The sequence below is a fragment of the Streptomyces sp. NPDC005752 genome, assembly GCF_040630715.1.
Classification (GTDB): Bacteria; Actinomycetota; Actinomycetes; order Streptomycetales; family Streptomycetaceae; genus Streptomyces.
Genome location: NZ_JBEXYB010000003.1, coordinates 226,893 through 247,259, shown reverse-complemented (window position 1 = coordinate 247,259; position 20,367 = coordinate 226,893). Strand labels below are relative to the sequence as shown.

Annotated in this window: 20 protein-coding genes and 2 pseudogenes; 17 read left to right on the top strand and 5 right to left on the bottom strand. The window is 70.1% G+C overall.

The genetic code is table 11. The features are described 5' to 3' along the window. Positions 1 to 26: 26 nt before the first annotated feature. The 3 genes from ABZ441_RS04250 to ABZ441_RS04240 form a co-directional block, all read right to left on the bottom strand. Entirely contained in the window at positions 27 to 656 is a 630-nt protein-coding gene (locus tag ABZ441_RS04250) for a class I SAM-dependent methyltransferase (protein WP_358968112.1), read from the bottom strand. A gap of 25 nt (positions 657 to 681) precedes the next feature. Next, a complete protein-coding gene (locus tag ABZ441_RS04245) occupies positions 682 to 1,467 on the bottom strand; it encodes an SAM-dependent methyltransferase (RefSeq protein WP_358968109.1) in 786 nt (261 codons plus the stop codon). Positions 1,468 to 1,620: 153 nt separating this feature from the next. Beyond that, complete coding sequence (locus ABZ441_RS04240; protein ID WP_358968105.1) at positions 1,621 to 3,327, bottom strand: lysyl oxidase family protein; 1,707 nt, start codon at positions 3,325 to 3,327, stop codon at positions 1,621 to 1,623. Between the two features lie 438 nt (positions 3,328 to 3,765). On the opposite strand from ABZ441_RS04240, the gene ABZ441_RS04235 reads away from it, so the two are divergent. From ABZ441_RS04235 to ABZ441_RS04180, 12 genes are all read left to right on the top strand, one after another. Continuing rightward, a complete protein-coding gene (locus ABZ441_RS04235; protein WP_205020744.1) occupies positions 3,766 to 4,527 on the top strand; it encodes a DeoR/GlpR family DNA-binding transcription regulator in 762 nt (253 codons plus the stop codon). Between the two features lie 216 nt (positions 4,528 to 4,743). Beyond that, complete coding sequence (locus ABZ441_RS04230) at positions 4,744 to 6,042, top strand: sugar ABC transporter substrate-binding protein (RefSeq protein ID WP_358968205.1); 1,299 nt, start codon at positions 4,744 to 4,746, stop codon at positions 6,040 to 6,042. Next, a complete protein-coding gene (locus ABZ441_RS04225) occupies positions 6,039 to 7,004 on the top strand; it encodes a sugar ABC transporter permease (RefSeq protein ID WP_358968103.1) in 966 nt (321 codons plus the stop codon). The genes ABZ441_RS04230 and ABZ441_RS04225 overlap by 4 nt, the downstream gene beginning before the upstream one ends. After that, positions 7,001 to 7,876, top strand: coding sequence for a carbohydrate ABC transporter permease (locus ABZ441_RS04220; RefSeq protein WP_358968100.1), 876 nt, complete (start codon positions 7,001 to 7,003; stop codon positions 7,874 to 7,876). Before ABZ441_RS04225 ends, ABZ441_RS04220 begins: the two co-directional genes overlap by 4 nt. Continuing rightward, positions 7,876 to 8,865 (top strand): zinc-dependent alcohol dehydrogenase family protein, encoded by a 990-nt coding sequence (locus ABZ441_RS04215; protein WP_358968097.1) that lies wholly within the window; start codon positions 7,876 to 7,878, stop codon positions 8,863 to 8,865. The genes ABZ441_RS04220 and ABZ441_RS04215 overlap by 1 nt, the downstream gene beginning before the upstream one ends. Next, the gene (locus ABZ441_RS04210) at positions 8,862 to 9,767 is read left to right on the top strand and encodes a PfkB family carbohydrate kinase (protein ID WP_358968094.1); all 906 of its coding nucleotides are present in this window, start codon (positions 8,862 to 8,864) and stop codon (positions 9,765 to 9,767) included. Before ABZ441_RS04215 ends, ABZ441_RS04210 begins: the two co-directional genes overlap by 4 nt. A gap of 251 nt (positions 9,768 to 10,018) precedes the next feature. Further along, positions 10,019 to 10,441 carry a DUF6221 family protein gene (locus ABZ441_RS04205; protein WP_205020738.1) on the top strand — a complete coding sequence of 141 codons (423 nt, stop codon included), beginning with the start codon at positions 10,019 to 10,021 and terminating at the stop codon, positions 10,439 to 10,441. Positions 10,442 to 10,648: 207 nt separating this feature from the next. Then, on the top strand, positions 10,649 to 11,539 hold the full coding sequence (locus ABZ441_RS04200; RefSeq protein WP_358968090.1) for an SDR family oxidoreductase: 891 nt from the start codon (positions 10,649 to 10,651) through the stop codon (positions 11,537 to 11,539). Positions 11,540 to 11,646: 107 nt separating this feature from the next. After that, positions 11,647 to 11,880, top strand: a complete 234-nt coding sequence (locus ABZ441_RS04195; protein WP_358968087.1) for a hypothetical protein — start codon at positions 11,647 to 11,649, stop codon at positions 11,878 to 11,880. A gap of 339 nt (positions 11,881 to 12,219) precedes the next feature. Next, complete coding sequence (locus ABZ441_RS04190) at positions 12,220 to 12,783, top strand: lamin tail domain-containing protein (protein WP_358968084.1); 564 nt, start codon at positions 12,220 to 12,222, stop codon at positions 12,781 to 12,783. A gap of 148 nt (positions 12,784 to 12,931) precedes the next feature. Next, positions 12,932 to 13,429, top strand: a complete 498-nt coding sequence (locus ABZ441_RS04185; RefSeq protein ID WP_205020734.1) for a peptidylprolyl isomerase — start codon at positions 12,932 to 12,934, stop codon at positions 13,427 to 13,429. A gap of 99 nt (positions 13,430 to 13,528) precedes the next feature. Next, positions 13,529 to 14,227, top strand: coding sequence for a ribonuclease H (locus tag ABZ441_RS04180; RefSeq protein ID WP_358968081.1), 699 nt, complete (start codon positions 13,529 to 13,531; stop codon positions 14,225 to 14,227). A 31-nt stretch (positions 14,228 to 14,258) separates the two neighbouring features. On the opposite strand, the gene ABZ441_RS04175 is transcribed toward ABZ441_RS04180, so the two are convergent. Beyond that, entirely contained in the window at positions 14,259 to 14,723 is a 465-nt protein-coding gene (locus ABZ441_RS04175; protein WP_358968203.1) for an ATP-binding protein, read from the bottom strand. 192 nt (positions 14,724 to 14,915) lie between these two features. Between ABZ441_RS04175 and ABZ441_RS04170 the strand changes: the two genes are divergently transcribed. The 5 genes and pseudogenes from ABZ441_RS04170 to ABZ441_RS04150 all read left to right on the top strand — a co-directional run. Further along, positions 14,916 to 15,770 (top strand): helix-turn-helix transcriptional regulator, encoded by an 855-nt coding sequence (locus tag ABZ441_RS04170; protein ID WP_358968078.1) that lies wholly within the window; start codon positions 14,916 to 14,918, stop codon positions 15,768 to 15,770. Positions 15,771 to 15,894: 124 nt separating this feature from the next. Then, on the top strand, positions 15,895 to 16,152 hold the full coding sequence (locus ABZ441_RS04165; protein WP_205020730.1) for a WhiB family transcriptional regulator: 258 nt from the start codon (positions 15,895 to 15,897) through the stop codon (positions 16,150 to 16,152). Between the two features lie 41 nt (positions 16,153 to 16,193). Beyond that, on the top strand, positions 16,194 to 16,529 hold the full coding sequence (locus ABZ441_RS04160) for a YkvA family protein (RefSeq protein WP_358968074.1): 336 nt from the start codon (positions 16,194 to 16,196) through the stop codon (positions 16,527 to 16,529). A 37-nt stretch (positions 16,530 to 16,566) separates the two neighbouring features. Further along, the gene (locus ABZ441_RS04155; protein WP_358968071.1) at positions 16,567 to 18,468 is read left to right on the top strand and encodes a rhamnogalacturonan lyase; all 1,902 of its coding nucleotides are present in this window, start codon (positions 16,567 to 16,569) and stop codon (positions 18,466 to 18,468) included. A 715-nt stretch (positions 18,469 to 19,183) separates the two neighbouring features. Continuing rightward, a pseudogene (locus ABZ441_RS04150) lies at positions 19,184 to 19,618 on the top strand (DUF4158 domain-containing protein); the annotation flags it as partial. A gap of 282 nt (positions 19,619 to 19,900) precedes the next feature. On the opposite strand, the pseudogene ABZ441_RS04145 reads toward ABZ441_RS04150, so the two are convergent. After that, a pseudogene (locus tag ABZ441_RS04145) lies at positions 19,901 to 20,143 on the bottom strand (recombinase family protein); the annotation flags it as partial. Between the last annotated feature and the right edge of the window lie 224 nt (positions 20,144 to 20,367).

Below are 20,367 nucleotides of genomic sequence, written 5' to 3'. Positions count from 1 at the left end.
CGGCGCGGGGTGACGGAGCACCGCGGTCAGCGGCGGCAGTCCAGATAGAGATGCGGTTCGGGCACGGCCCCAGGACAGTCCGGCGTGAACACGGCGTCCTCCTCGCTCACGACGGTGAGTCCGGCGTCGGCCGCGAGCGCCCTGAACCCCTCCGGGCCGAAACTGGTCACCCGCACCTCCTGACCCATGAAAACAGTGCTCACGCCCTCCACGTCCAGCGGTACGGTCGCCAGGACCAGGCGGCCGCCGGGCCTGAGCGCCCCCGCCAGACGGCGGACGAGAGCGCGCTGCTCGTCGCGCGACATCTGCAGGAGTGAGAAGTAGACGCAGACCGCGTCGAAGCTCTCCTCCTCCAGGGGCACCTCACGGATGTCCGCGCACCGGAAGGACGCGCCGGTGACACGGTGGGACGCCAGCTCCACCATGACGGGCGAGACGTCGATGCCCAAAACGTCGTGCCCCGCGGCCGCCAGGGTGTGGGCGGTCGGCCGGCCCGTTCCGCTGCCCACGTCCAGAACCCTGCTGCGGGGTGCGAGCTGCCCCAGTAGCCGGTTCAGCGAGGCGTGGTGCGCGGCCGAACCGGCGAAGGCCGTCTCGTAGCCGGCCCCGATGGCGTCGAACGCCTCGGCTGCCGGGTGCTGGTGGCCGTCGGCCATGAGTACGTTTCCTTCCGGACCGCTGTTACGGGATACGGGCGACCGCGACGTAGACGCCGCTCAGCTCCGGCCGCGGGGCCGGTGTGCCGCGGAACCACTCGGGAGCCGTCACGAGCCCCGGCTCGACGATGTCCAGGCCGTCGAAGAACCGGGCGAACTCGGCGCGGGTGCGCAGTGCCAGCCGGATGCCGCCCTTGCCGTACTCGGCCGCGCCCCGCTGCCCGCGCTCGGGGTTCACGTCCGAGGCGCCCTGGGACAGCACCACGTAACTGCCGGACGGGAGGGTGGCGGCCAGGGTACCCACGATGGCCCGGGGGTCCAGGTCGTCGGGGAGGAAGTGGAGGAGGCCCAGGAGCGACAGGGCGATGGGCCGGTCGAAGTCCAGGACCTTGCGGGCCGCCTCGATGATCGTGGCGGGCTCGAGCACATCCGCGTGCACGTAGTCCGTGACACCCTCCGGACGGCTGATGAGGAGGGCCTCCGCGTGCCGCAGGACGATCGGGTCGTTGTCGCAGTAGACGACCCGCGACCGCGGATTGATCTCCTGGGCCGTCTGGTGCAGGTTCGGCTCGGTCGGGATGCCCGTACCGATGTCGAGGAACTGACTGACGCCCTCGCCGGCGAGCCAGGCCGTCGCGCGGTTCATGAAGGCACGGTTCTGGAACGCCCCGGCCTTGGCCTCGGCCGGCAGCTGCTGGGCCACGGCCTGGTCCACCGGGTAGTTGTCCTTGCCGCCGAGCAGCGAGTCGTAGACGCGAGCCGAGTGGGGCCTGCTGGTGTCTATCGGGGGCAGAGGTGTCCCAGCCGTCATGACGAGCTCCGTTGCAGATGAGGTGAACCGGTCTGCCTGCGAAGTCTGCCACAGCAACTCGTGCCCGGACGGCAGCCGTTGACCTCGTCGTCTCGTGCGGGGGCGGTGCCCCCGGGGGAAGTCTCCCGGGGGCACCGAGCGGGCGGGGCCGTGTCAGGGGGCCTCGACCAGGTCGTGCTTGGGCACGGTCACCGTGCGGGCGCCGGGCTTCCCGCCCAGGACCACCTTGCGCAGGGCGCTGTTGTTGCCGAGGTCCGTCTCCTTGAGCCGCTTCTCCGGGTTGGCCAGCACCTGGATGTAGTACGTGCCGTTGGAGAGCCCGGTGATGTCGAAGGACTGGCCCGGAAGGTCCTGGGTGTACGTGTCACCGGAGCCCACGTCGAGCACCTCCCGTACGGAGATGGAGTTCTCCTGGCCGCAGGCCGTGGACAGGTCCGTGTTGTCCGGGTGCCAGTTGGCGTTCTTCACCGTGTAGTCGACCGCGTCTGTGTTGGCCAGGCAGAAGGCCTCCTTGCCACTGCGTACGGTCTCCTTCTTGTCGGCCTTCAGTAGCCGGTAGCTCGCGAAGTCGGTGAAGTGCCAGTGCTCATGACCTGGACGGGGGTCCCACTCCATGGTGCCGGTCGGGGTGTAGCCGACCTGCTTGCCCGAGGCGTCGTAGAAGTACTGGTAGGCGTCCATCAGTTCGTTGCCCGGCTTGCGGAATCCGTCCACCACCAGTTGCGCGGGGCCCGCGTTCCACACGTTGGCGCTGAAAGCCAGATAGTCCCTGCCGGGCGTGCCGGTGTCACCCTCGCCGATGGTGATGCCGTAGGCGGGAAGGGAACGCAGGTCGGGCTTGGGGACGTCCGGCACCGTGGCCGTACCCGTGGGACGCCGGTCGTTGGGCCGCACGGCGGGTGCCTGCCGGGAGCCGTCCGTGCGTCCCGGCCCGTCGCCCCGGGCCGGCCGGAAACCCTCGCGCGCGTCGGCCCAGGGCACGGCGGCGGGCGCCGGCGGGTGGGGTCCGTGGCCGACGTTGTACGAGGGGCCGGCACCGGTGGTCGCGGAAGACGGAGCGGGCGTGCGTGCCGCGGTGTGGCCCGAGTGGCCGGCACCATGTGCGGCGTGCCCGGACGCGGAGCGCGCGCCTGGCGTCAGGCCGGAGCTCTCCTCCTCCCAGCTTCGCTCCCGCACCGTCACGTCGACCGTCCGGGGTTCGTCGGCGATCTTGAACAGGTCGCGGTACCGCTTGGTGACCGCCACCTCGGCGGTGTACTTCCCGGCCGGGAGCGCGACCGGCGCCGAGTAGTGGCCGGCGTAGGTGTTGGATGCCCATCCGTTCTCGACGCCCCACACCGAGCCCAGCGTGAAGGGGTTCGTGGGGCAGCTCTCGGGATACTTCGACGTGGCCGGGGCGTCGGGCAGGATCCTGCCTGACGCGTTGTTCGGGCAGAACGACTCCGTACGGCTCACCACCTCCTTGCCCGCACCGTCCCGGACCGTGATGCGGACGAAGTCCGGCAGCCCTGAGAAATCCTTCACCAGGTCTTGGGGGAGGGCCCTGGTCCGGGTCATGTTCCCCTTGCGGATGATCTGGGTGGCGACGACCGGGTCCTTGTAGCTCTTCCGCGTCACCCGCAGTTCCAACGGGGCCCCGGAGGCCGTGAGATACGTCCCGAGGTCCAGATAGACGCCCGGGTCCTCCTTCCACGAGTCGAGTGTCACGGACTTCGACGCGGCGACCAGGCCGAGCCACGGTAGGGGAGTCGTCCGTCCGGCGTCGGGCGCGGCGGCGACGACTCCGGCGATCACGGTGATCGCGGCGGCGACCGCGACCACGGGCCGCCGGAGTCTGGTGCGGGGGGTGCTGGTGCTCATCGTTCTCCGATGTCCGATTGCCCCTGGGGCGGTGGAGTCGCTTTGCCCGTGAGAGACGACAACCCCGACCGGAGGTTGCCCGAAGAGTCATCAGACATGAATTGTTGGCCGAAATCAGGCATTGGCGTGTGCAATTGGACATTTGCAGGCTGTTGTCGATGCGGTGCCGGAAGGCCTGTGCTAGGCGTCCCGGCGTCTCTGTGACCGCTGACGGGCGTGAAACGGGCGCGGTTACGGGTGAATCAGGCGCTTCCGGACCGCCCGGGCGCCCGTCCGGTCCGGCCACCAGCGCCGGTCCCCGTGGCGAAACGGGCATGATCGGGCGCAGGCCGTGGAGCGAAGGAACTGGCCGAACAGACGTTTTAGCTTGTACAAACAATGCGTGGGCCCGAACGGACGCCGGGAACCACATCGATCCACTAGAGCAGGGAAGGTGTCGTGGGCACCGAGGAACGCCGACGAGGGATACTCGAGACGGCCCGGCAGGACGGGGCGGTCGACGTGAACCGGCTGGCCGAACGGTTCCAGGTGGCCAAGGAGACCATCAGGCGCGATCTGCACACCCTTGAGGAGCACGGTCTCGTACGTCGCACGCACGGCGGTGCGTACCCGGTCGAGAGCGCCGGGTTCGAAACCACACTGGCGATGCGCACCACGCACCACGTGCCTCAGAAGTCACGGATCGCAACGGCCGCCGCCGACCTGCTCGGTGACGCCGAGACGGTGTTCGTCGACGAGGGCTTCACCCCGCAGCTCATCGCCGAGGCCCTCCCCCGGGACCGGCCGCTGACCGTCGTCACCGCGTCCCTGGCCGTCGCGACGGTCCTCGCGGACGCGGAGAAGACCGCGGTGCTCCTGCTCGGCGGGCGCCTGCGCGGCAGCACCATGGCGACCGTCGACCACTGGGCCACCCGCATGCTCGCCGACTTCGTCATCGACCTGGCGTACGTCGGTGCGAACGGCATCTCCCGCCAGTACGGCCTGACCACCCCGGACCCGGCGGTCGGCGAGGTCAAGGCGCAGGCCATGCGCAGTGCCCGCCGCCGTGTCTTCGCCGGCGTCCACTCGAAGTTCGGAGCGGTGAGCTTCTGCCGTTTCGCGGGTGTCGACGACTTCGAGGCGATCGTCACCGACACCGGTCTGTCGTCGGCGGAGGCCCAGCGCTACTCCCTGCTCGGCCCGAACGTCATCAGAGTCTGACCCCACCCCACGGCGGCCCCGGAGCCGCCGCCACCCCCCGCTCACCTCCCCGCTCCCGTCGGAGACCGGAGGGCAGCCCCGCCATGCCCGGAACCGACAGGAGAACCAGGGCACGGGCACAGATCCACGAGCCGCTACGACCGATCAGGAGAACTTATGCCCCACCAGCAACGACGCCGTGGGACCCGCGTGCGTGCGGTCGCGGGCACGGCAGTGATGACCTTCCTCGCCGCCGGATGTGCCGGAGCGGGCGGAACCGCGTTCGGAGGGGGTGACGCACTGAACGTACTCATGGTGAACAACCCGCAGATGGTCGAGCTGCAGCAGCTCACCGCCGAGCACTTCACCGAGGAGACCGGCATCAAGGTGCACTTCACCGTGCTCCCGGAGAACGACGTCCGCGACAAGATCAGCCAGGACTTCTCCAACCAGGCCGGACAGTACGACGTCGGCACCATCAGCAACTTCGAGGTGCCCTTCTTCGCGAAGAACGACTGGCTGCACCCGCTCGACACCTACGCGGCCGAGGACACCGCCTTCGACCAGGACGACATCCTCGAACCGCTGCGGGAGTCTCTCACCGCCGAGGGCAAGCTCTACGCCCAGCCCTTCTACGGGGAGTCGTCCTTCCTCATGTACCGCAAGGACGTCTTCGACGCGAAGGGCCTGTCGATGCCCGCGCACCCCACCTGGAAGGAGGTGGCCGGCCTCGCGGCGGAGGCGGACGGTGCCGAGCCGGGCATGAAGGGCATCTGCCTGCGCGGCCTGCCCGGCTGGGGCGAGCTCATCGCCCCGCTCACCACCGTGGTCAACACCATGGGCGGCACCTGGTTCACCGAGGACTGGAAACCCCGGCTCACCTCACCCGAGTTCAAGAAGGCCACCAAGTTCTACGTCGACCTCGTGCGCAAGCACGGGGAACGCGGCGCCTCCCAGGCCGGGTACGCCGAATGCCTCAACAACATGACGCAGGGCAAGACCGCCATGTGGTACGACGCCACGGCCGGTGCCGGCTCCCTGGAGGCGGACGGTTCGCCGGTCAAGGGGAAGATCGGCTACGTGCCCGCCCCGGTCGAGGAGACCAAGAGTTCGGGATGGCTCTACACCTGGGCGTGGGGCATCCAGAAGGCGTCCAAGAAGTCCGACGACGCGTGGAAGTTCGTCTCCTGGGCTTCCAGCAAGGAGTACGAGTCGCTCGTCGGCGAGACCAGCGGCTGGTCCAACGCACCGGCCGGCAAACGGGCCTCCACCTACGACAACCCCGAATACGTCGAGGCGGCGGGCGCCTTCGCCGACGTCACCGAACAGGCCATCTCCGGCGCCGACCCGAAGAACCCGGGCACCCAGCCGCGCCCCGTGCCCGGCATCCAGTTCGTCGGCATCCCCGAGTTCACCGATCTCGGCACCAGGGTCGCGCAGGAGATCAGCGCGGCCATCGCCGGCCGCCAGTCCGTCGACAAGGCGCTGGCCACCTCCCAGAAGCTGGCCGAGCAGGTCGCCAAGGAGTACCGATGACCACAGCAGTCGGCACCACACCCAAGTCACCGCCCGGGGCGGCCGTTCCCCCGCGGCCGAAGAAGACCGGTCCCCGGGCCTGGGCCACCAGGGCCCCGCTCCTGCCCGCCCTGGTCTTCCTGATCGTCGTCACCCAACTGCCCTTCGTGGCGACCCTGGTGATCTCCCTCTTCGACTGGAACTCGCTCAACCCCGACAAACGCGCCTTCAACGGGCTTGACAACTACGCGTCCGTCTTCACCGACGCCGCCCTCCGCGAATCGGTCCTCACCACGATCCTGCTGACCGCGAGTGTCGTCATCGCCACCGTTGTCATCGGACTGGCCCTCGCACTGCTCCTGGACCGCAAGTTCTTCGGCCGCGGCATGGTCCGTACCCTGCTCATCACCCCGTTCCTGATCGTTCCCGTATCCGCGGCGCTGCTGTGGAAGCACGCGCTCTACAACCCGGAGTACGGCCTTTTCAACGGCGCGCTGAGCTGGGTCGGTGAGCTGTTCGGCGACACGTCCCCGAGCCAGCCGGACTGGATCGCGGAGATGCCGCTCCTCGCGGTCGTCGCCGCCCTGGTCTGGCAGTGGACGCCGTTCATGATGCTGATCCTGCTCGCGGGCCTCCAGAGCCGGCCCGCCGAGGTCGTCGAGGCCGCGCGCCTCGACGGCGCGAGCGCCTGGCAGACCTTCCGTTACCTGACCCTGCCGCACCTGCGCCGGTACCTCGAACTCGGGGTGCTGCTCGGCGCCGTGTACATCGTGCAGAACTTCGACGCGGTGTTCACGATCACCGCCGGCGGACTCGGCACCGCCAACCTCCCGTACACGATCTACCAGACCTTCTACCAGGCTCACGAATACGGACTGGCGTCCGCCGCGGGAGTCGTCGTGGTGATCGGCACGATCATCATCGCCACCTTCGCGCTCCGGACCGTCTCGTCCCTCTTCAGTGAGGAGGCGAACCGCGCATGACCACCACCGCCCCCGCTCAGGCCCCGTCCGCGCCGCGCGTCCTGCGCAGGTCCGGCCGGCGCTCCGCCGCGCTCGGCCTGCTTGCCTGGGCCGCAGGACTCGCCTTCTGCCTGCCCGCGCTCTGGATGCTGCTGACCTCGCTGCACGCGGAGTCGGACGCCGCGACGAACCCGCCCTCCCTCTTCGCACCGCTCACCCTGGACGGCTACCGGGCCTTCTTCGGCGCCGACACCGGGGTCACCCCGTGGCCGCCGCTGCTCAACTCCCTCGGCGCCTCCTTCTTCTCCACGGTCCTGGTGCTCCTGCTGGCCCTCCCGGCGGCGTACGCCCTGTCCATCCGGCGCGTCCGCAAGTGGACGGACGTCATGTTCTTCTTCCTCTCCACGAAGATGCTGCCCGTCGTCGCCGGACTCCTCCCCATCTACCTGTTCGCCAAGAACGCCGGGATGCTGGACAACATCTGGCTCCTCGTCCTGCTGTACACCTCGATGAACCTGCCGATCGCGGTCTGGATGATGCAGTCCTTCCTCGCGGACGTGCCGGTGTCCGTCATCGAGGCCGCCCAGGTGGACGGCGCGAGGCTGCCGACCGTCCTGGCCAGGGTCGTCGCGCCGATGGCCGCGCCCGGCATCGCCGCCACCGCCCTGATCTGCTTCATCTTCAGCTGGAACGAACTGCTCTTCGCACGGGTGCTCACCGGCGTCGTCGCCCAGACCGCACCCGTCTTCCTCACCGGATTCGTCACCAGCCAGGGCCTCTTCCTCGCCCAGCTGTGCGCCGCGTCCGTCGTCGTGTCCCTGCCGGTGCTCGCCGCCGGCTACGCCGCCCAGGACAAACTCGTCCAGGGCCTGTCTCTCGGAGCAGTGAAATAATGCAGGCAGCGATCGTCGAAGCCCCCGGCAAGGTCTCCGTCACCACCGTCCCCGACCCCACCCCCGGCCCTCGCGACGTCGTCGTGTCCGTAGCCTCCTGCGGGCTCTGCGGCACCGATCTGCACATCCTGCAGGGCGAGTTCGCGCCCACACTGCCCCTCGTTCCCGGCCACGAGTTCGCCGGGGAGATCGTCGGCGTCGGACGCGACGTCACGGAGCTGGCCATCGGCGACCGGGTCGCCGTCGACCCGTCCCTGCACTGCCACGAGTGCCGCTACTGCCGCAGCGGACGCGGCAACCTCTGCGAACGCTGGGCCGCGATCGGGGTCACGGTCTCCGGCGGCGCCGCCGAGTACGCCGTGGCCCCCGTCGCCAACTGCGTCCGGCTGCCCGAGCACATCGACGTGAAGGACGCCGCCCTGATCGAGCCGCTGTCCTGCGCGGTCCGGGGCTACGACGTGCTGAACAGCACTCTTGGCGCCGAGGTGCTGATCTACGGTTCCGGGACCATGGGCCTGATGATGCTCGAGCTCGCCAAGCGCACCGGGGCGGCAGGCGTGGACGTCCTGGACGTCAACCCCGACCGCCTCGCCACCGCGAGTCTCCTCGGCTGCTCCCGGTCGGCGGCCGCTGCCGACGAGCTGGACCGCCCCGGCGGCTGGGACGTCGTCATCGACGCCACGGGCAACGCGGCAGCCATCCAGGACGGCCTGGGACGCGTCGCCAAGGGAGGGACCTTCCTCCAGTTCGGGGTCGCCGACTACGCGACGACGGCGGTGATCGAGCCGTACCGCATCTACAACCAGGAGATCACCATCACCGGCTCGATGGCCGTCCTGCACAGCTACGAACGTGCCGCCGCGCTCTTCGCCACCGGAGTCCTCGACCCGGCCGTCTTCATCAGCGACCGGCTTCCGCTCGCGCAGTACCCGCAGGCCATCGACCGCTTCAAGGCCGGCATCGGCCGCAAGATCGTGGTCGAGCCGTGACGGGCGGGCCCGACGCCGTCCTCGTGCTCGGCGAGGCACTCGTCGACCTCGTCCCCGTGGCCGGGGACGGGGGCGTGCGGACGGCCCAGTTCGGCGGGGCCCCGGCCAATGTCGCCGTCGGGCTGGCGAGGCTCGGCACCCCCGTCTCGTTCGCCGGTGGCCTCGGCGGCGACGGATTCGCCCGCATGATCGAGGGACGGCTGGAAGCCGCCGGGGTCGACCTCACACTCTGCGGACGCTCGGACCTGCCCACCGCGCTGGCAGTCGCCGAGCCGGACGCAGGTGGAACGGGTTACCACTTCCACCTCCAGGACACCGCGACGTTCCGGCTGCCGGACCTGTCCGCGCGGGCCGCCGGGTTCGGAGCCGTGTACGTGGGCGGCCTCGCGGCCGTGGTCGGGCCGGCGGCGGCTGTCGTACGGGCGACCGCCCTCGCGGCGGCCGAGCACTCGCTCCTCGTCGTGGACCCCAACGTCCGCCAGGACCGCACCCTCGGCCCGGACCACGGCTCGGCGGCGCTGCGCGAACTGTGCGGCCTCGCGCACGTCGTGAAGGCCAGCGACGAGGACCTGGAGCGGCTCTGGCCGGGGGCGGATCCGGAGGAGACCTGCCGGAAGCTGGCGGCCGGGGGCCGGCTGGTCGTTCTCACCAGGGGCGCGAGGGGCAGTACGGCGTACACGGCGACGGAACCGCCCATGTCCGTCGCGGCCCCGCCGGTCGAGGTGGTCAACACGATCGGCGCGGGCGACGCGTTCGCGGCGGGCCTGCTGAGCCGGATGGGGGCCCTCGGTTCCTTCACGGCGGCACCGGATCCGCAGGAGCTACGGGACATGCTGTCCTTCGCCTCCCGAGCCGCGGCCTCGGTCTGCGCGCGGGCGGGCACGGAGCCCTCGTTGCCCTGACAGGCCTACCGGCTCCGGCCGTCCGCCCAGCGCCTCGGCCGCGGGGCCGGACGCCGCCCGCCGGGTGCCGCCCGTCCGCCCGTCCACACCGGTCACAACCGGGCGCGACCGTCCGCCATCCGGAACGCGCCCGGTGTGGACTGCGCCTCCGGCGGGCAGGTGAGGCATCCTCTGCTGGACGGGCAGAGCGGGCCCGCGGCGGTGGGTGGACCCACCGCCGCGGTCTGTGACGGAGAAGGATTCGGAACCAGATGGCAGACAACTCGGACCTGTTGACATTCGTGCGGGCACGCCTCGCCGAGGAGGAGGACATCGCGCGGGAGGCGGGCGGCGACGGCTGGCGGACGCCGGCCGAGGCACCCGGCGAGGTGCACGACCGCACGAGCGGTATCGCGTTCGTCGTACGTTCGCGCGCCTACGACCGGCACATCGTCTTCCAGGACCCGGCGCGCACACTGCGCCGCATCGAGACCACGAGGGTTCTCCTGGACGAGTACGAGGAGATCGCGGTCCTGGACACCGACCGCCCGGCCCAGGACTTCATCTCGGGCCGCGCCGTCGGACTGGGGTTCGTCGTGCGGCAGACGGCAGCGGAGCACGCCGGGCATCCGGACTACCGGGTGAAGTGGCTGCCCAGGTTCTCCCACTGGGGCCCGCCCACCCCTCCGGACTGAGCGCCGGCCGGCCCGGCGGCCCGACGGAGCCACGTCCCGTGGCTGGAGGCCGCCGCCCGGGGGAGCCCTTCCATCGCGCCCCGCAGCGCGCCCGCGCCGGTTCGCCTCGCGGGGTGAGCGGCCATCCGGAATGCTGGGGTCCACGCGCAGTCCGTTCGCACGCCGGTGGGACGGAGCGCCGCCGGGGGCGACCGTGAGGAGACGCGTATGACGGGCACGGCAGGTCCTCTGGAGGGCCGGGTCGCCGTCGTGACCGGCGCCGCACGGGGCCTCGGCGCGGCCATCGCCAGGGAGCTGTCGGACCGGGGCGCCACCGTCGCGCTGATCGGCCGGGAGGAGTCGACACTGGCCGAGGTCAGGGACACGCTCCCCGGCCCGGCACGGTGCTGGGAGGCCGACGTCACGGACGACGCCCGCATGGCCGAGGTGGCGGACGAGGTCCGGGAACAGCTCGGGCACGCCTCGGCCGTGGTCGCCAACGCGGGGCTCGCCGAGGGCGGACCCTTCGCCGAGTCCGACCCGGCGACCTGGAGGCGCGTGATCGAGGTGAACCTGGTCGGCAGTGCGATCACCGCACGTGCCTTCGTGCCCCACCTGCGTACGACCCGGGGCTACTACCTCCAGATCGCCTCGCTCGCGTCCATCGGTGCCGCGCCCATGATGAGCGCCTACTGCGCCTCCAAGGCCGGTGTGGAGTCCTTCGGGCACGCGCTGCGCGCCGAGTTCGCCCACGAGCACGTCGGGGTGGGCATCGGCTACCTGAACTGGACCGACACCGACATGATCCGCGACGCCGACCAGCACCCCGTGCTGCGCGAGCTCCGGGCGCACATGCCGAGGCCCGCGCGCAAGGTCTACCCGGCGGAGACCGTGGCGCGTCACATGGTGCGGGCAGTCGAGCGGCGCCGTGCCTCCGTGTACGTGCCCGCATGGCTACGCGCCACGCAGCTGGTGCGTGCCGCCATGCCCCCGGTCGTCACCGCGCTCTCGAAACACGAGCTGCCCAAGCTGGAGCGGAAGGCCGCGTTCGAGCCCACGGGGCTCCTCGGGGCAGGCGGACGGGCCGACGCCGAGGGCAGGCGAGGGGCGGACGGCTGAATCCGCTCCCTCCGTCAGCGGACCCGGGCCGGACTGAGTACGGGAGGCCGCGCGTCTGAGTACGTGCCCCGATCCGGGAACGCGCGCCCACCGGTCGAATGGGAACCATGGTCCCCGACGCGCCGACGCGCCCCCGCATCAAGAACCTCACCAGCGCCGGCACGGCCCTGGCCGTGGCCCTGCTCCCGCTCGCCGTCGGCGTCCTCATGGCCAGGACCATGGCGTTGGACCCGATGGCCCCTGTGAACGCGCTGGTCACCGGTGGAGGGCAGCGCGTCCGTCTCGCCCCTTCGCGGTGGATGCTGAAGGCTCGAACGAACGAGCTGCTTTCCCGGCGGTAATGAAACCTTTGTCCAGGTAAGCGCTGTCTCTTCTGTTACACGGATCCACACCCTCCGGGCAGGGCTGCTGGGGGAGTGGGTCCAGGGTGAACGAGATGTGATGACCATGTGAACAGCCCCCCAAAGGGTCGGTGCAACGATCAACGGTTGACAGGTCTACGACCGTCGGCATGCGTGTCGGATGCAGTCGTGTGTGACAGAAATGTCCGTACTTCGTCACACGGATCAGGGCGTCTTCCGGCCACCGGGAAAGCGGGACAAAGTTTGCGTTCCCGGCACGACGCCGGGGTCGGAAAACGCCCGGCGCTCCATTCCGGGCCTGCATGATGAGGGGTTTCCATGTCCCGTTCCGCACGACGGATCACCGCCACCGTTCTTGCCTCGGGCGCGCTGCTCGCCGCAGCGGCTCTGCCGGCATCGGCCGATGGCCGGGACCACGGTCACAACCGGCCGTCGCAGCGCTCGTCGGTCGTCCTGGGCAAGATCCAGTACGACAGCCCCGGCCGCGACAACGGTTCCAACCGCAGTCTGAACGCCGAGTGGGTCACCGTCACCAACACGGGCCGTCACGCCGTCAACCTCCGCGGCTGGACGCTGTCGGACGAGAGCCGTCGGACCTACACGTTCGACCTGCGGCTGCCCGCCCGTTCCTCCGTCCGCGTCCACACCGGTGTCGGCCGTGACACCCGGCACGACGTGTACCAGGACCGCCGCCAGTACGTCTGGGACAGCCGGGACACCGCGACGCTCCGTGACAACCGCGGGCACAAGGTGGACTCCAAGTCCTGGGGCCGTTACCGGGACGGTGGTCACCGCGACGGTGGTTACCGCGACGGTGGCTACCGCGACGGTGGCTACCGCGACGGTGGTCACCGTGACGGCGGTCACCGCGGCAACCGCTGAACAGCACGGTAGGGGGGATCGGCGTTCTCCCTGACTGAAACGGCGTACCACGGCTCACCCCCGTGGTACGCCGTATTCGTGCAGCCCACAGCCGCCGTAGGGCGGGGTCTGTGCATCGGGAGACGGTGGGTGATGTCAGGATGGACCCATGACCATCAAGGCGTATTTCGACATCACCATCGACGAGAAGCCCGCTGGGCGGATCGTGTTCAACCTCTTCGACGACGTCGCACCCAAGACCGCGGAGAACTTCCGCGCGCTGGCCACCGGTGAGCACGGCTACGGCTACGCCGGCTCGCCGTTCCACCGTGTCATCCCGGACTTCATGCTCCAGGGCGGTGACTTCACCCGGGGCAACGGCACCGGCGGCAAGAGCATCTACGGCGAGAAGTTCGCCGACGAGAACTTCACCCTGAAGCACAACAAGCCGGGTCTGCTCTCGATGGCCAACGCGGGCCCGAACAGCAACGGTTCGCAGTTCTTCATCACCACCGTCCTCACCCCGTGGCTGGACGGCAAGCACGTCGTGTTCGGTGAGGTCGCCGACGAGACGAGCATGGAGCTCGTCCGCAAGATCGAGACGTACGGCTCCTCGAACGGCAGCACGAAGGCGAAGATCGCCGTCTCCGAGTCCGGCGTTCTCTGAGGCACGCGACGGGGCTTCCGGCCGGTTTCCGCCGACCGGGAGCCCCGCGTCTCCCCGGCTCGATCGTGCCCCCGTCCTCCCGGCTGGCATGATCAGGGCATGGACGAGCGCATCATCGCCGCGTGTGACGGGGCATCGAAGGGCAATCCGGGACCTGCCGCCTGGGCGTGGGTCCTGGCCGACGGCCAGGAGAACCCCCAGCGGTGGGAGGCGGGCCCACTGGGCACCGCCACCAACAACGTCGCCGAGCTCACGGCCCTGCTGGAACTGCTGAGGTCGACCGATCCCGCCGTGCCCCTCGAGGTGCGGATGGACTCGCAGTACGCGATGAACGCGGTGACCAAGTGGCTGCCGGGATGGAAGCGCAACGGCTGGAAGACATCGGCGGGCAAGCCGGTCGCCAACCGCGAGCTGGTGGTCGGCATCGACGAGCTGCTGAGCAGCCGCAGCGTGACCTTCCGCTACGTGCCGGCACACCAGGTGGGAGGCGATCCGCTCAACGCTCTGGCCGATCAGGCCGCGAGTGAGGTGGCCGTCTCGCAGCAGGCGGCGGGGACCGCGTACGGCACGGCGGACATGCCCGTTCCTGTCCCGGCCCGCTCGACCAAGGGCCGGACGGCGGGAGCGACCGAGGGTGGGGCGGCGAGCGGCTCCACGCATCGGACGCGTTCGAGCGGGACGATCCGGGCGAAGTTCGCGGGCCGGTGCCACTGCGGGAAGCCCTACGCGGCCAAGGACATGATCGCCAAGAATCCGAACGGCTGGGGTCACCCGGAGTGCCGGGCGGCACTCGCCTGAGCCGTGCCGGGGTGGGGCGGACTGCGGCGGGTCAGATGTCTGCCCAGACGAGCCGCCCGGACACGCTGGAGCGTGTGCCCCACCGCGTCGCCAGGGCGTCCACGAGCATCAGCCCCCGGCCGTCCTCGGCCACCGACGCGAGACTGAAGCCGTCGTTCCCGTCCGGCCCGTCCATGGCCACCGGACCGGGGCCATCCGTGCCCCGAGGCCCGTCGGCGGGCGCACCGGAGTGCTGCGGGGAGCGCGGCCCGGGCAGCCCGGGTAGCCCGGACGCGTGCCGCCGGCCTCGGTTCCACACGCAGATACGCAGCTGGCCCGGGGTCCGCAGGACGCGGCACCGGATGCGCCGGCCCGCGGTGTGCTCCACCGCGTTCGTGACCAGTTCGGTCACGACGAGGGCCGCCCTCTCCACCCGGTCGTCGGGCTCTCCCCAGCTCCGCATGGCTTCCTGCACCCGGTGCCTTGCCATGGGGACACTCCGGGGAGCGCGGGGCATCCACCAGCTCTGTGCGCTCCGCCGGCCCGAGTCCTCCGGGGCCGGACGCGCGCTCGCGACTATTTCGGACATGTATGTACTCTCCGTGCAAAGTGCATACTTTGCAAGAGGCAGAATGTCGGAATGGCCCGTTATCGGGTCTGTCGGCTCCGGATACCGCACCGCATCGGAGCGCGCGAGAAGGGTACGTGGATGAGGCCCCGGTCCGGCCCCACCGTCGAACACCGAGTCCTGGCGGCGCGCCTGCGGCTGCTGCGGGAGCGTGCGGGCGTCAGTCTGCAGGCGGCGGCCGTGGCACTGGGTGCCCACCCCGCCACCGTCCGCCGTATCGAGCGGGCCGAGACCGGGCTCGACGCCCGTCAGGTGCGCGTACTCCTGGAGCGCTACGCGGTCTCCGCCGTGGACGTCGAGCCGATCATGGCGGGCCTCGCCGCCGCGAATCTGCCCGGCTGGTGGCATCGGTGGCGGGACGCGATGGAGCCGTGGCAGCAGGAGGTCATCGGCATCGAGTCCTCCGCCGCGCTCGTCAGGACCTGGCACCCCGCGCTGATTCCCGAGCTGCTGCGCACCCCTGCCTACGAGGCGGCCCTGTGCCGGGCCCTGACCGCCGCTTCCGCGCCGGATACCGACAGCCGTCTCGAACTCCTGGCGGAGCGGAAGCGCCGGCTCGCGGAGCGCGGGGCGGTGCTGTGGGCCCTGTTCCCGGCCGCCGCCCTCCACACGAGCGTCGGCGGCCCCTCGGTGATGGCCGAACAGCGGGCGGCGCTGGAGGATGCCGCGCAGCGGCAGCACCTCACGGTGCAGGTGATGCCGCTCGACTTTCCTCCGCACCCCATGACCGGTGTCCCGCCACTTCACCTGCTGCGCGTCCCGGCCCCGGAGATCGGTGACCGGGTGGTCCTGGAGACCCCCGGGACCGGAGTGGACATCATCGACGAGCCGGCCGCCGTCATGGACTACCGCATCAGGCTGGACGGCGCGTGCACGGCGGCGCCGCCCCCGGGGCAGCCCCTGCCGGAGAGCGGCCCGAGCGCCCAAAACCCTTGAAGGCCGTTGCCCCGTTGTGGTTTCGAACGCCCGATGACGGTCACGCGCAGAGTACGAAGACCGAAAACCGAGGCCGAGCCCGGCGGAGACCTACGGACCGCCCCTGGGAGAAGGAGTGAGAGAAATGGACAACTGGCGCATGCACGCGGCGTGCCGCGAAGAGGACCCCGACCTGTTCTTCCCCATCGGCAGCAGCGGCCCCGCGCTCGTACAGGCCGAGGAGGCCAAGACCGTGTGCGGCACCTGCCCGGTGCGGGAGCCGTGCCTCGAATGGGCCCTGGAGAACGGACAGGACTCGGGTGTCTGGGGAGGCCTGGACGAGAACGAACGCCGTGCCCTGAAGCGCCGTCGTGCCCGGCAGCACGCCAGGAGCCACGGGTGACACCTCCTGGACCAGGCCGCCCCGCGGGGAGACGATGAGCCATGGACACCTCGGTCTGGCTCATCATCGGCGCGCTGGTACTCCTGCTCATGGCAGGCGCCGCCGCCGTCCTCCTGGTGCGCGTGATCCGGGCCAGAAAGCTGCTGGCCGACGCGGGCATCCCGCTGCACAACAAGGCACTCGTGTGGGCGGCGGTCATCTACACCGTGTCGCCCGTCGACCTTGTGCCCGACCCCGTCTATCTCGACGACATCGGCTTTTTGCTGCTCGCGCTGCGTTCACTGCACACCGCGGCGCACGCGGCCGGCCTGGGGCGTGGGACGGCGTCGACACAAGCGAAACCGGGCGGCAACCTTTCGGCCTCCGGGAGCAACTGAGGGGGCGTAAGCCGTCCCCGGCCAGAAGGTGCCTCCCGTGGAGCCTGTGCTTCCCCACCCCCGTTCCCGTCCCCGCCGCAGACGCCGTATCACCCGTACCCGCGCGCTGGTCGGCGCTCTGACGGCGGGGCTGCTGGCCGCCGGCGGGCTCGTGGCCCTCGGACCGGCCTCGCAGGCCGCGACCGCCCGGCAGGCCGAGGCGCTCGACCGAGGCGTCGTCAGCGTGCACACCGACAGCGGAAACCTCGTCAGCTGGCGCTGGCTCGGTACCGACCCCGACAACGTGTCGTTCAACGTCTACCGCGCCGGCACCAAGGTCAACGCGTCGCCGGTGAGCGCCTCGACGAACTACTTCCACTCCGGCGCGCCCGCCACCGCCGACTACACGGTCCGGGCCGTGGTCGGCGGCGTCGAGCAGAGCGACTCCGTGCACGCGATCCAGTTCCGGGCCGGCTACAAGGACGTGCCGATCAGCCCGCCCGCGGGCGGCACGACACCTGACGGCGTCGCCTACACCTACGAGGCCAACGACGCGTCCGTCGGCGACCTCGACGGCGACGGTGCCCTCGACTTCGTGCTGAAGTGGCAGCCCACCAACGCCAAGGACAACTCCCAGTCCGGCTACACGGGCAACACGGTCATCGACGGAATCCGCCTCGACGGCACCCGGCTGTGGCGGATCGACCTCGGACGCAACATCCGTTCCGGCGCGCACTACACGCAGTTCCAGGTGTACGACTACGACGGCGACGGCCAGGCCGAGGTGGCGATGAAGACCGCCGACGGCAGCGTCGACGGGGCCGGCAAGGTGATCGGCAGTTCCTCTGCCGACTACCGCAACTCCTCGGGCTACGTCCTGTCCGGACCCGAGTTCCTGACAATGTTCAACGGGAGGACCGGCGCGGCGATGGGCACCGTCGACTACGTGCCCGCGCGAGGCACGGTGTCCTCGTGGGGGGACTCCTACGGCAACCGGGTCGACCGCTTCCTCGCCGGCACCGCCTATCTGGACGGTGCCAGGCCGTCCCTGATCATGGCGCGCGGCTACTACACACGCAGTGTCGTCGCCGCCTGGGACTGGCGGGGCGGCGCCTTCACCCGGCGCTGGACGTTCGACACCAACAGCTCCACCAACTCCGGCAAGGGGTACGACGGTCAGGGCAACCACCAGCTGTCCGTCGCCGACGCCGACGGTGACGGCAAGGACGAGATCATCTACGGCGCCATGGCCGTGGACGACAACGGCAGCGGACTGTGGACGACGAAGAACGGCCACGGCGACGCCATGCACGTCGGGGATCTCGATCCGTCCAGGGCGGGCCTCGAGGAGTTCAAGGTCGACGAGGACAGCTCGAAGCCGTCCTCGTGGATGGCGGACGCCAGGACCGGTCAGATCCTCTGGTCCACGCCGGCGAGCGGTGACAACGGGCGTGGCGTGTCGGGCGACATCTGGTCCGGCAGCGCCGGTGCCGAGTCCTGGTCCTCCGCCGTCTCCGGAGTACGCGGCCCGAAGGGCGACGTGGTCACCAGCCGCAAGCCCTCCAGCTCCAACTTCCTGTCCTGGTGGGACGGCGACACCACCCGAGAGCTCCTCGACGGCACCCACATCGACAAGTACGGCACCTCGGCCGACACCCGCCTGCTGACCGGGGCCACGGTCCACTCCAACAACGGCACCAAGGCCACGCCCGCGATCTCCGGCGACCTCTTCGGCGACTGGCGCGAGGAAGTCGTCTGGCCGACCACCAACAACACGGCCCTGCGGATCTACTCCACACCGCACGAGACCGGTACGAAGATCACCACACTGCTCCACGACACCATGTACCGGACGGCACTGGCCTGGCAGAACACCGCGTACAACCAGCCGCCGCATCCCAGCTTCGCCATCGGCAGCGGGATGGCGACCGCGCCCCGGCCGACCGTCACCACGCCGTAGCTGCGGAAACGCCGGTCTCGTTACTCACGATCGGCGGCTGCGGGAGGACCCCCCCGCGGTCGCCGATTCTGCTTCCGGGTGCCCCTGGGGGAATCTCACACGAAACGTGGTCAGAGCCCTGCGGGACGCCAACCGCAAACTCGGCGAGGAGAACGAACAGCTCCGCGCCGAACTCGCTGTGGCCCTCGGCCAGCTCCGCGACCTACGTCGAGGCATCCCAGTCGAACGTCGACGACTGGGCATTCGTTTCATCGGAGACTGCCCGCGCGGCTCACAGCCGCCATGATCAGTCCGGCATATGGGATCCGGACCGCAGATATCTGCCCTCACAACGCGCCCGACGTCCAGCAAGGCGTGATCCGAACGTAGGGCCCAAGTGACCTGAGTCAGTGCGTGGACGGAACGGTGGACGCCACCCTTGCTCTCGCTGAGAGGGACAGGCCAGACGTCCAAGGCCCTGGCGAGGGCATCGCAAGCGGTCAGGACGCGCTGATACGCCTCAAGGCGGTTCTGGCGCTGCCAGTGGCAGTGTTCGATGAGACCTTGGCCGGCCACTTGGCGGCGCCCCGCCGCGTAGGCCCTGTTCTCGTATTGCTACGACCAGGTGGCATGTAGCGCTGAGTAACCATCTGGCAACGGTTGCGTTCTTCTGGTCTTCGCTTGGCTCCGTCTCACGACGCTGTGGTGATCCAACCGGTTGGGCGAGGGAGCACGGGTGCGGCAGGACTGGGAGCCGGAAGACCTGATCGAGGTCTGGACGCTGCTCGAAGACGACATGAAGAAGGTACGGAACAAGTCCGGAGCGACCCGGTTGGGTTTCGCCCTGTTGCTCAAATTTTTCGAGGTAGAGGCCCGGTTCCCGGAGTCCGCCAAGGAGATGCCCGGGGCAGCGGTGGAGTATGTGGCCCAGCAGGTGAAGGTGCCCGCCGGGGCATGGGTGGACTACGACTGGCAAGGCGACCGGATCAAGCGGCACCGCAAGGAAATCCGAGCGGCGTACGGGTTCCGGGCGATCACCGAGGAGGACCAGGAGCGGCTGGCCGCTGAGTTGTGTCCGGTGGAGTTGTCGCGGGATCGGCTCGTGGCGGCGGTGGTGGCCCGGTGTCGCAACGACCACGTCGAGCCGCCAGCCCCGGGGCAGGTCGGGCGGTTGGTGGGCAAGGCGGTCAAGGACTTCGAGGCCCGGTTCTGCCGCAGCAGGATGGAGCGGCTCTCGCACACGACCCGCTCGCGCCTGGAGGACCTGGTCGCCAGCAGCGAGGACGAGGCCGCCGAGGAAGCGGACGGCGAGGGCGCGGTGGCGGGCAGCGGGCGTTCCCACTTCGCCGAGCTGAAGACCGACCCGGCCGCCCCGGGCCTGGAGAGTCTGCTGGCGGAGGTGAACAAGCTCCAGCGCGTGAGGCGGCTGGAGCTGCCCGCGGACCTGTTTGCGGACGTGCTCGGCGCCGAGGGTCACCAGGTGCAGCACGGAGCGGGAGAGCCGGTCGAGCCGGGTCACCTTCAACGTGTCGCCCTCGCGCAGCAGCTGCAGGACGAGATCGAGCTTCGGGCGGGACGCCTTCGCGCCGCTGGCGACGTCGACGTGGATGTTGTCGCGGTCGACGCCGTGGCGGAGAAGTGCGTCGATCTGATGATCGGGGTTCTGGTCGGCCGTCGATGTGCGGCAGTAGCCAATGAGCGTCGTCGGAAACTACCCGAAGAACCGTTCTCCGACGTTGATTTCCGACGCGGGTTGCCGACAGTGCCCACCTGCGGGTTCTTGATCACGGCGGCGAGTGTCGACAGACGGTCGTTTGCCGACACTTCGAGGGGGAAGAGGCCCGCGATCGGCGCGGCGCGGATGCTGTCTCCTCCACTCCGCCTGTCGACCCCTGGCCTTCTCTCCGCCCTCTGTCGTAG

Bases quoted from the DNA above. Each gene is read 5' to 3' on its own strand.
- ABZ441_RS04250 (WP_358968112.1), bottom strand. From the start codon at position 656: ATGGCCGACGGCCACCAGCACCCGGCAGCCGAGGCGTTCGACGCCATC.
- ABZ441_RS04245 (WP_358968109.1), bottom strand. From the start codon at position 1,467: ATGACGGCTGGGACACCTCTGCCCCCGATAGACACCAGCAGGCCCCAC.
- ABZ441_RS04240 (WP_358968105.1), bottom strand. From the start codon at position 3,327: ATGAGCACCAGCACCCCCCGCACCAGACTCCGGCGGCCCGTGGTCGCG.
- ABZ441_RS04230 (WP_358968205.1), top strand. From the start codon at position 4,744: ATGACCTTCCTCGCCGCCGGATGTGCCGGAGCGGGCGGAACCGCGTTC.
- ABZ441_RS04225 (WP_358968103.1), top strand. From the start codon at position 6,039: ATGACCACAGCAGTCGGCACCACACCCAAGTCACCGCCCGGGGCGGCC.
- ABZ441_RS04220 (WP_358968100.1), top strand. From the start codon at position 7,001: ATGACCACCACCGCCCCCGCTCAGGCCCCGTCCGCGCCGCGCGTCCTG.
- ABZ441_RS04215 (WP_358968097.1), top strand. From the start codon at position 7,876: ATGCAGGCAGCGATCGTCGAAGCCCCCGGCAAGGTCTCCGTCACCACC.
- ABZ441_RS04205 (WP_205020738.1), top strand. From the start codon at position 10,019: ATGGCAGACAACTCGGACCTGTTGACATTCGTGCGGGCACGCCTCGCC.
- ABZ441_RS04200 (WP_358968090.1), top strand. From the start codon at position 10,649: ATGACGGGCACGGCAGGTCCTCTGGAGGGCCGGGTCGCCGTCGTGACC.
- ABZ441_RS04195 (WP_358968087.1), top strand. From the start codon at position 11,647: ATGGTCCCCGACGCGCCGACGCGCCCCCGCATCAAGAACCTCACCAGC.
- ABZ441_RS04190 (WP_358968084.1), top strand. From the start codon at position 12,220: ATGTCCCGTTCCGCACGACGGATCACCGCCACCGTTCTTGCCTCGGGC.
- ABZ441_RS04185 (WP_205020734.1), top strand. From the start codon at position 12,932: ATGACCATCAAGGCGTATTTCGACATCACCATCGACGAGAAGCCCGCT.
- ABZ441_RS04180 (WP_358968081.1), top strand. From the start codon at position 13,529: ATGGACGAGCGCATCATCGCCGCGTGTGACGGGGCATCGAAGGGCAAT.
- ABZ441_RS04175 (WP_358968203.1), bottom strand. From the start codon at position 14,723: ATGCCCCGCGCTCCCCGGAGTGTCCCCATGGCAAGGCACCGGGTGCAG.
- ABZ441_RS04170 (WP_358968078.1), top strand. From the start codon at position 14,916: ATGAGGCCCCGGTCCGGCCCCACCGTCGAACACCGAGTCCTGGCGGCG.
- ABZ441_RS04165 (WP_205020730.1), top strand. From the start codon at position 15,895: ATGGACAACTGGCGCATGCACGCGGCGTGCCGCGAAGAGGACCCCGAC.
- ABZ441_RS04160 (WP_358968074.1), top strand. From the start codon at position 16,194: ATGGACACCTCGGTCTGGCTCATCATCGGCGCGCTGGTACTCCTGCTC.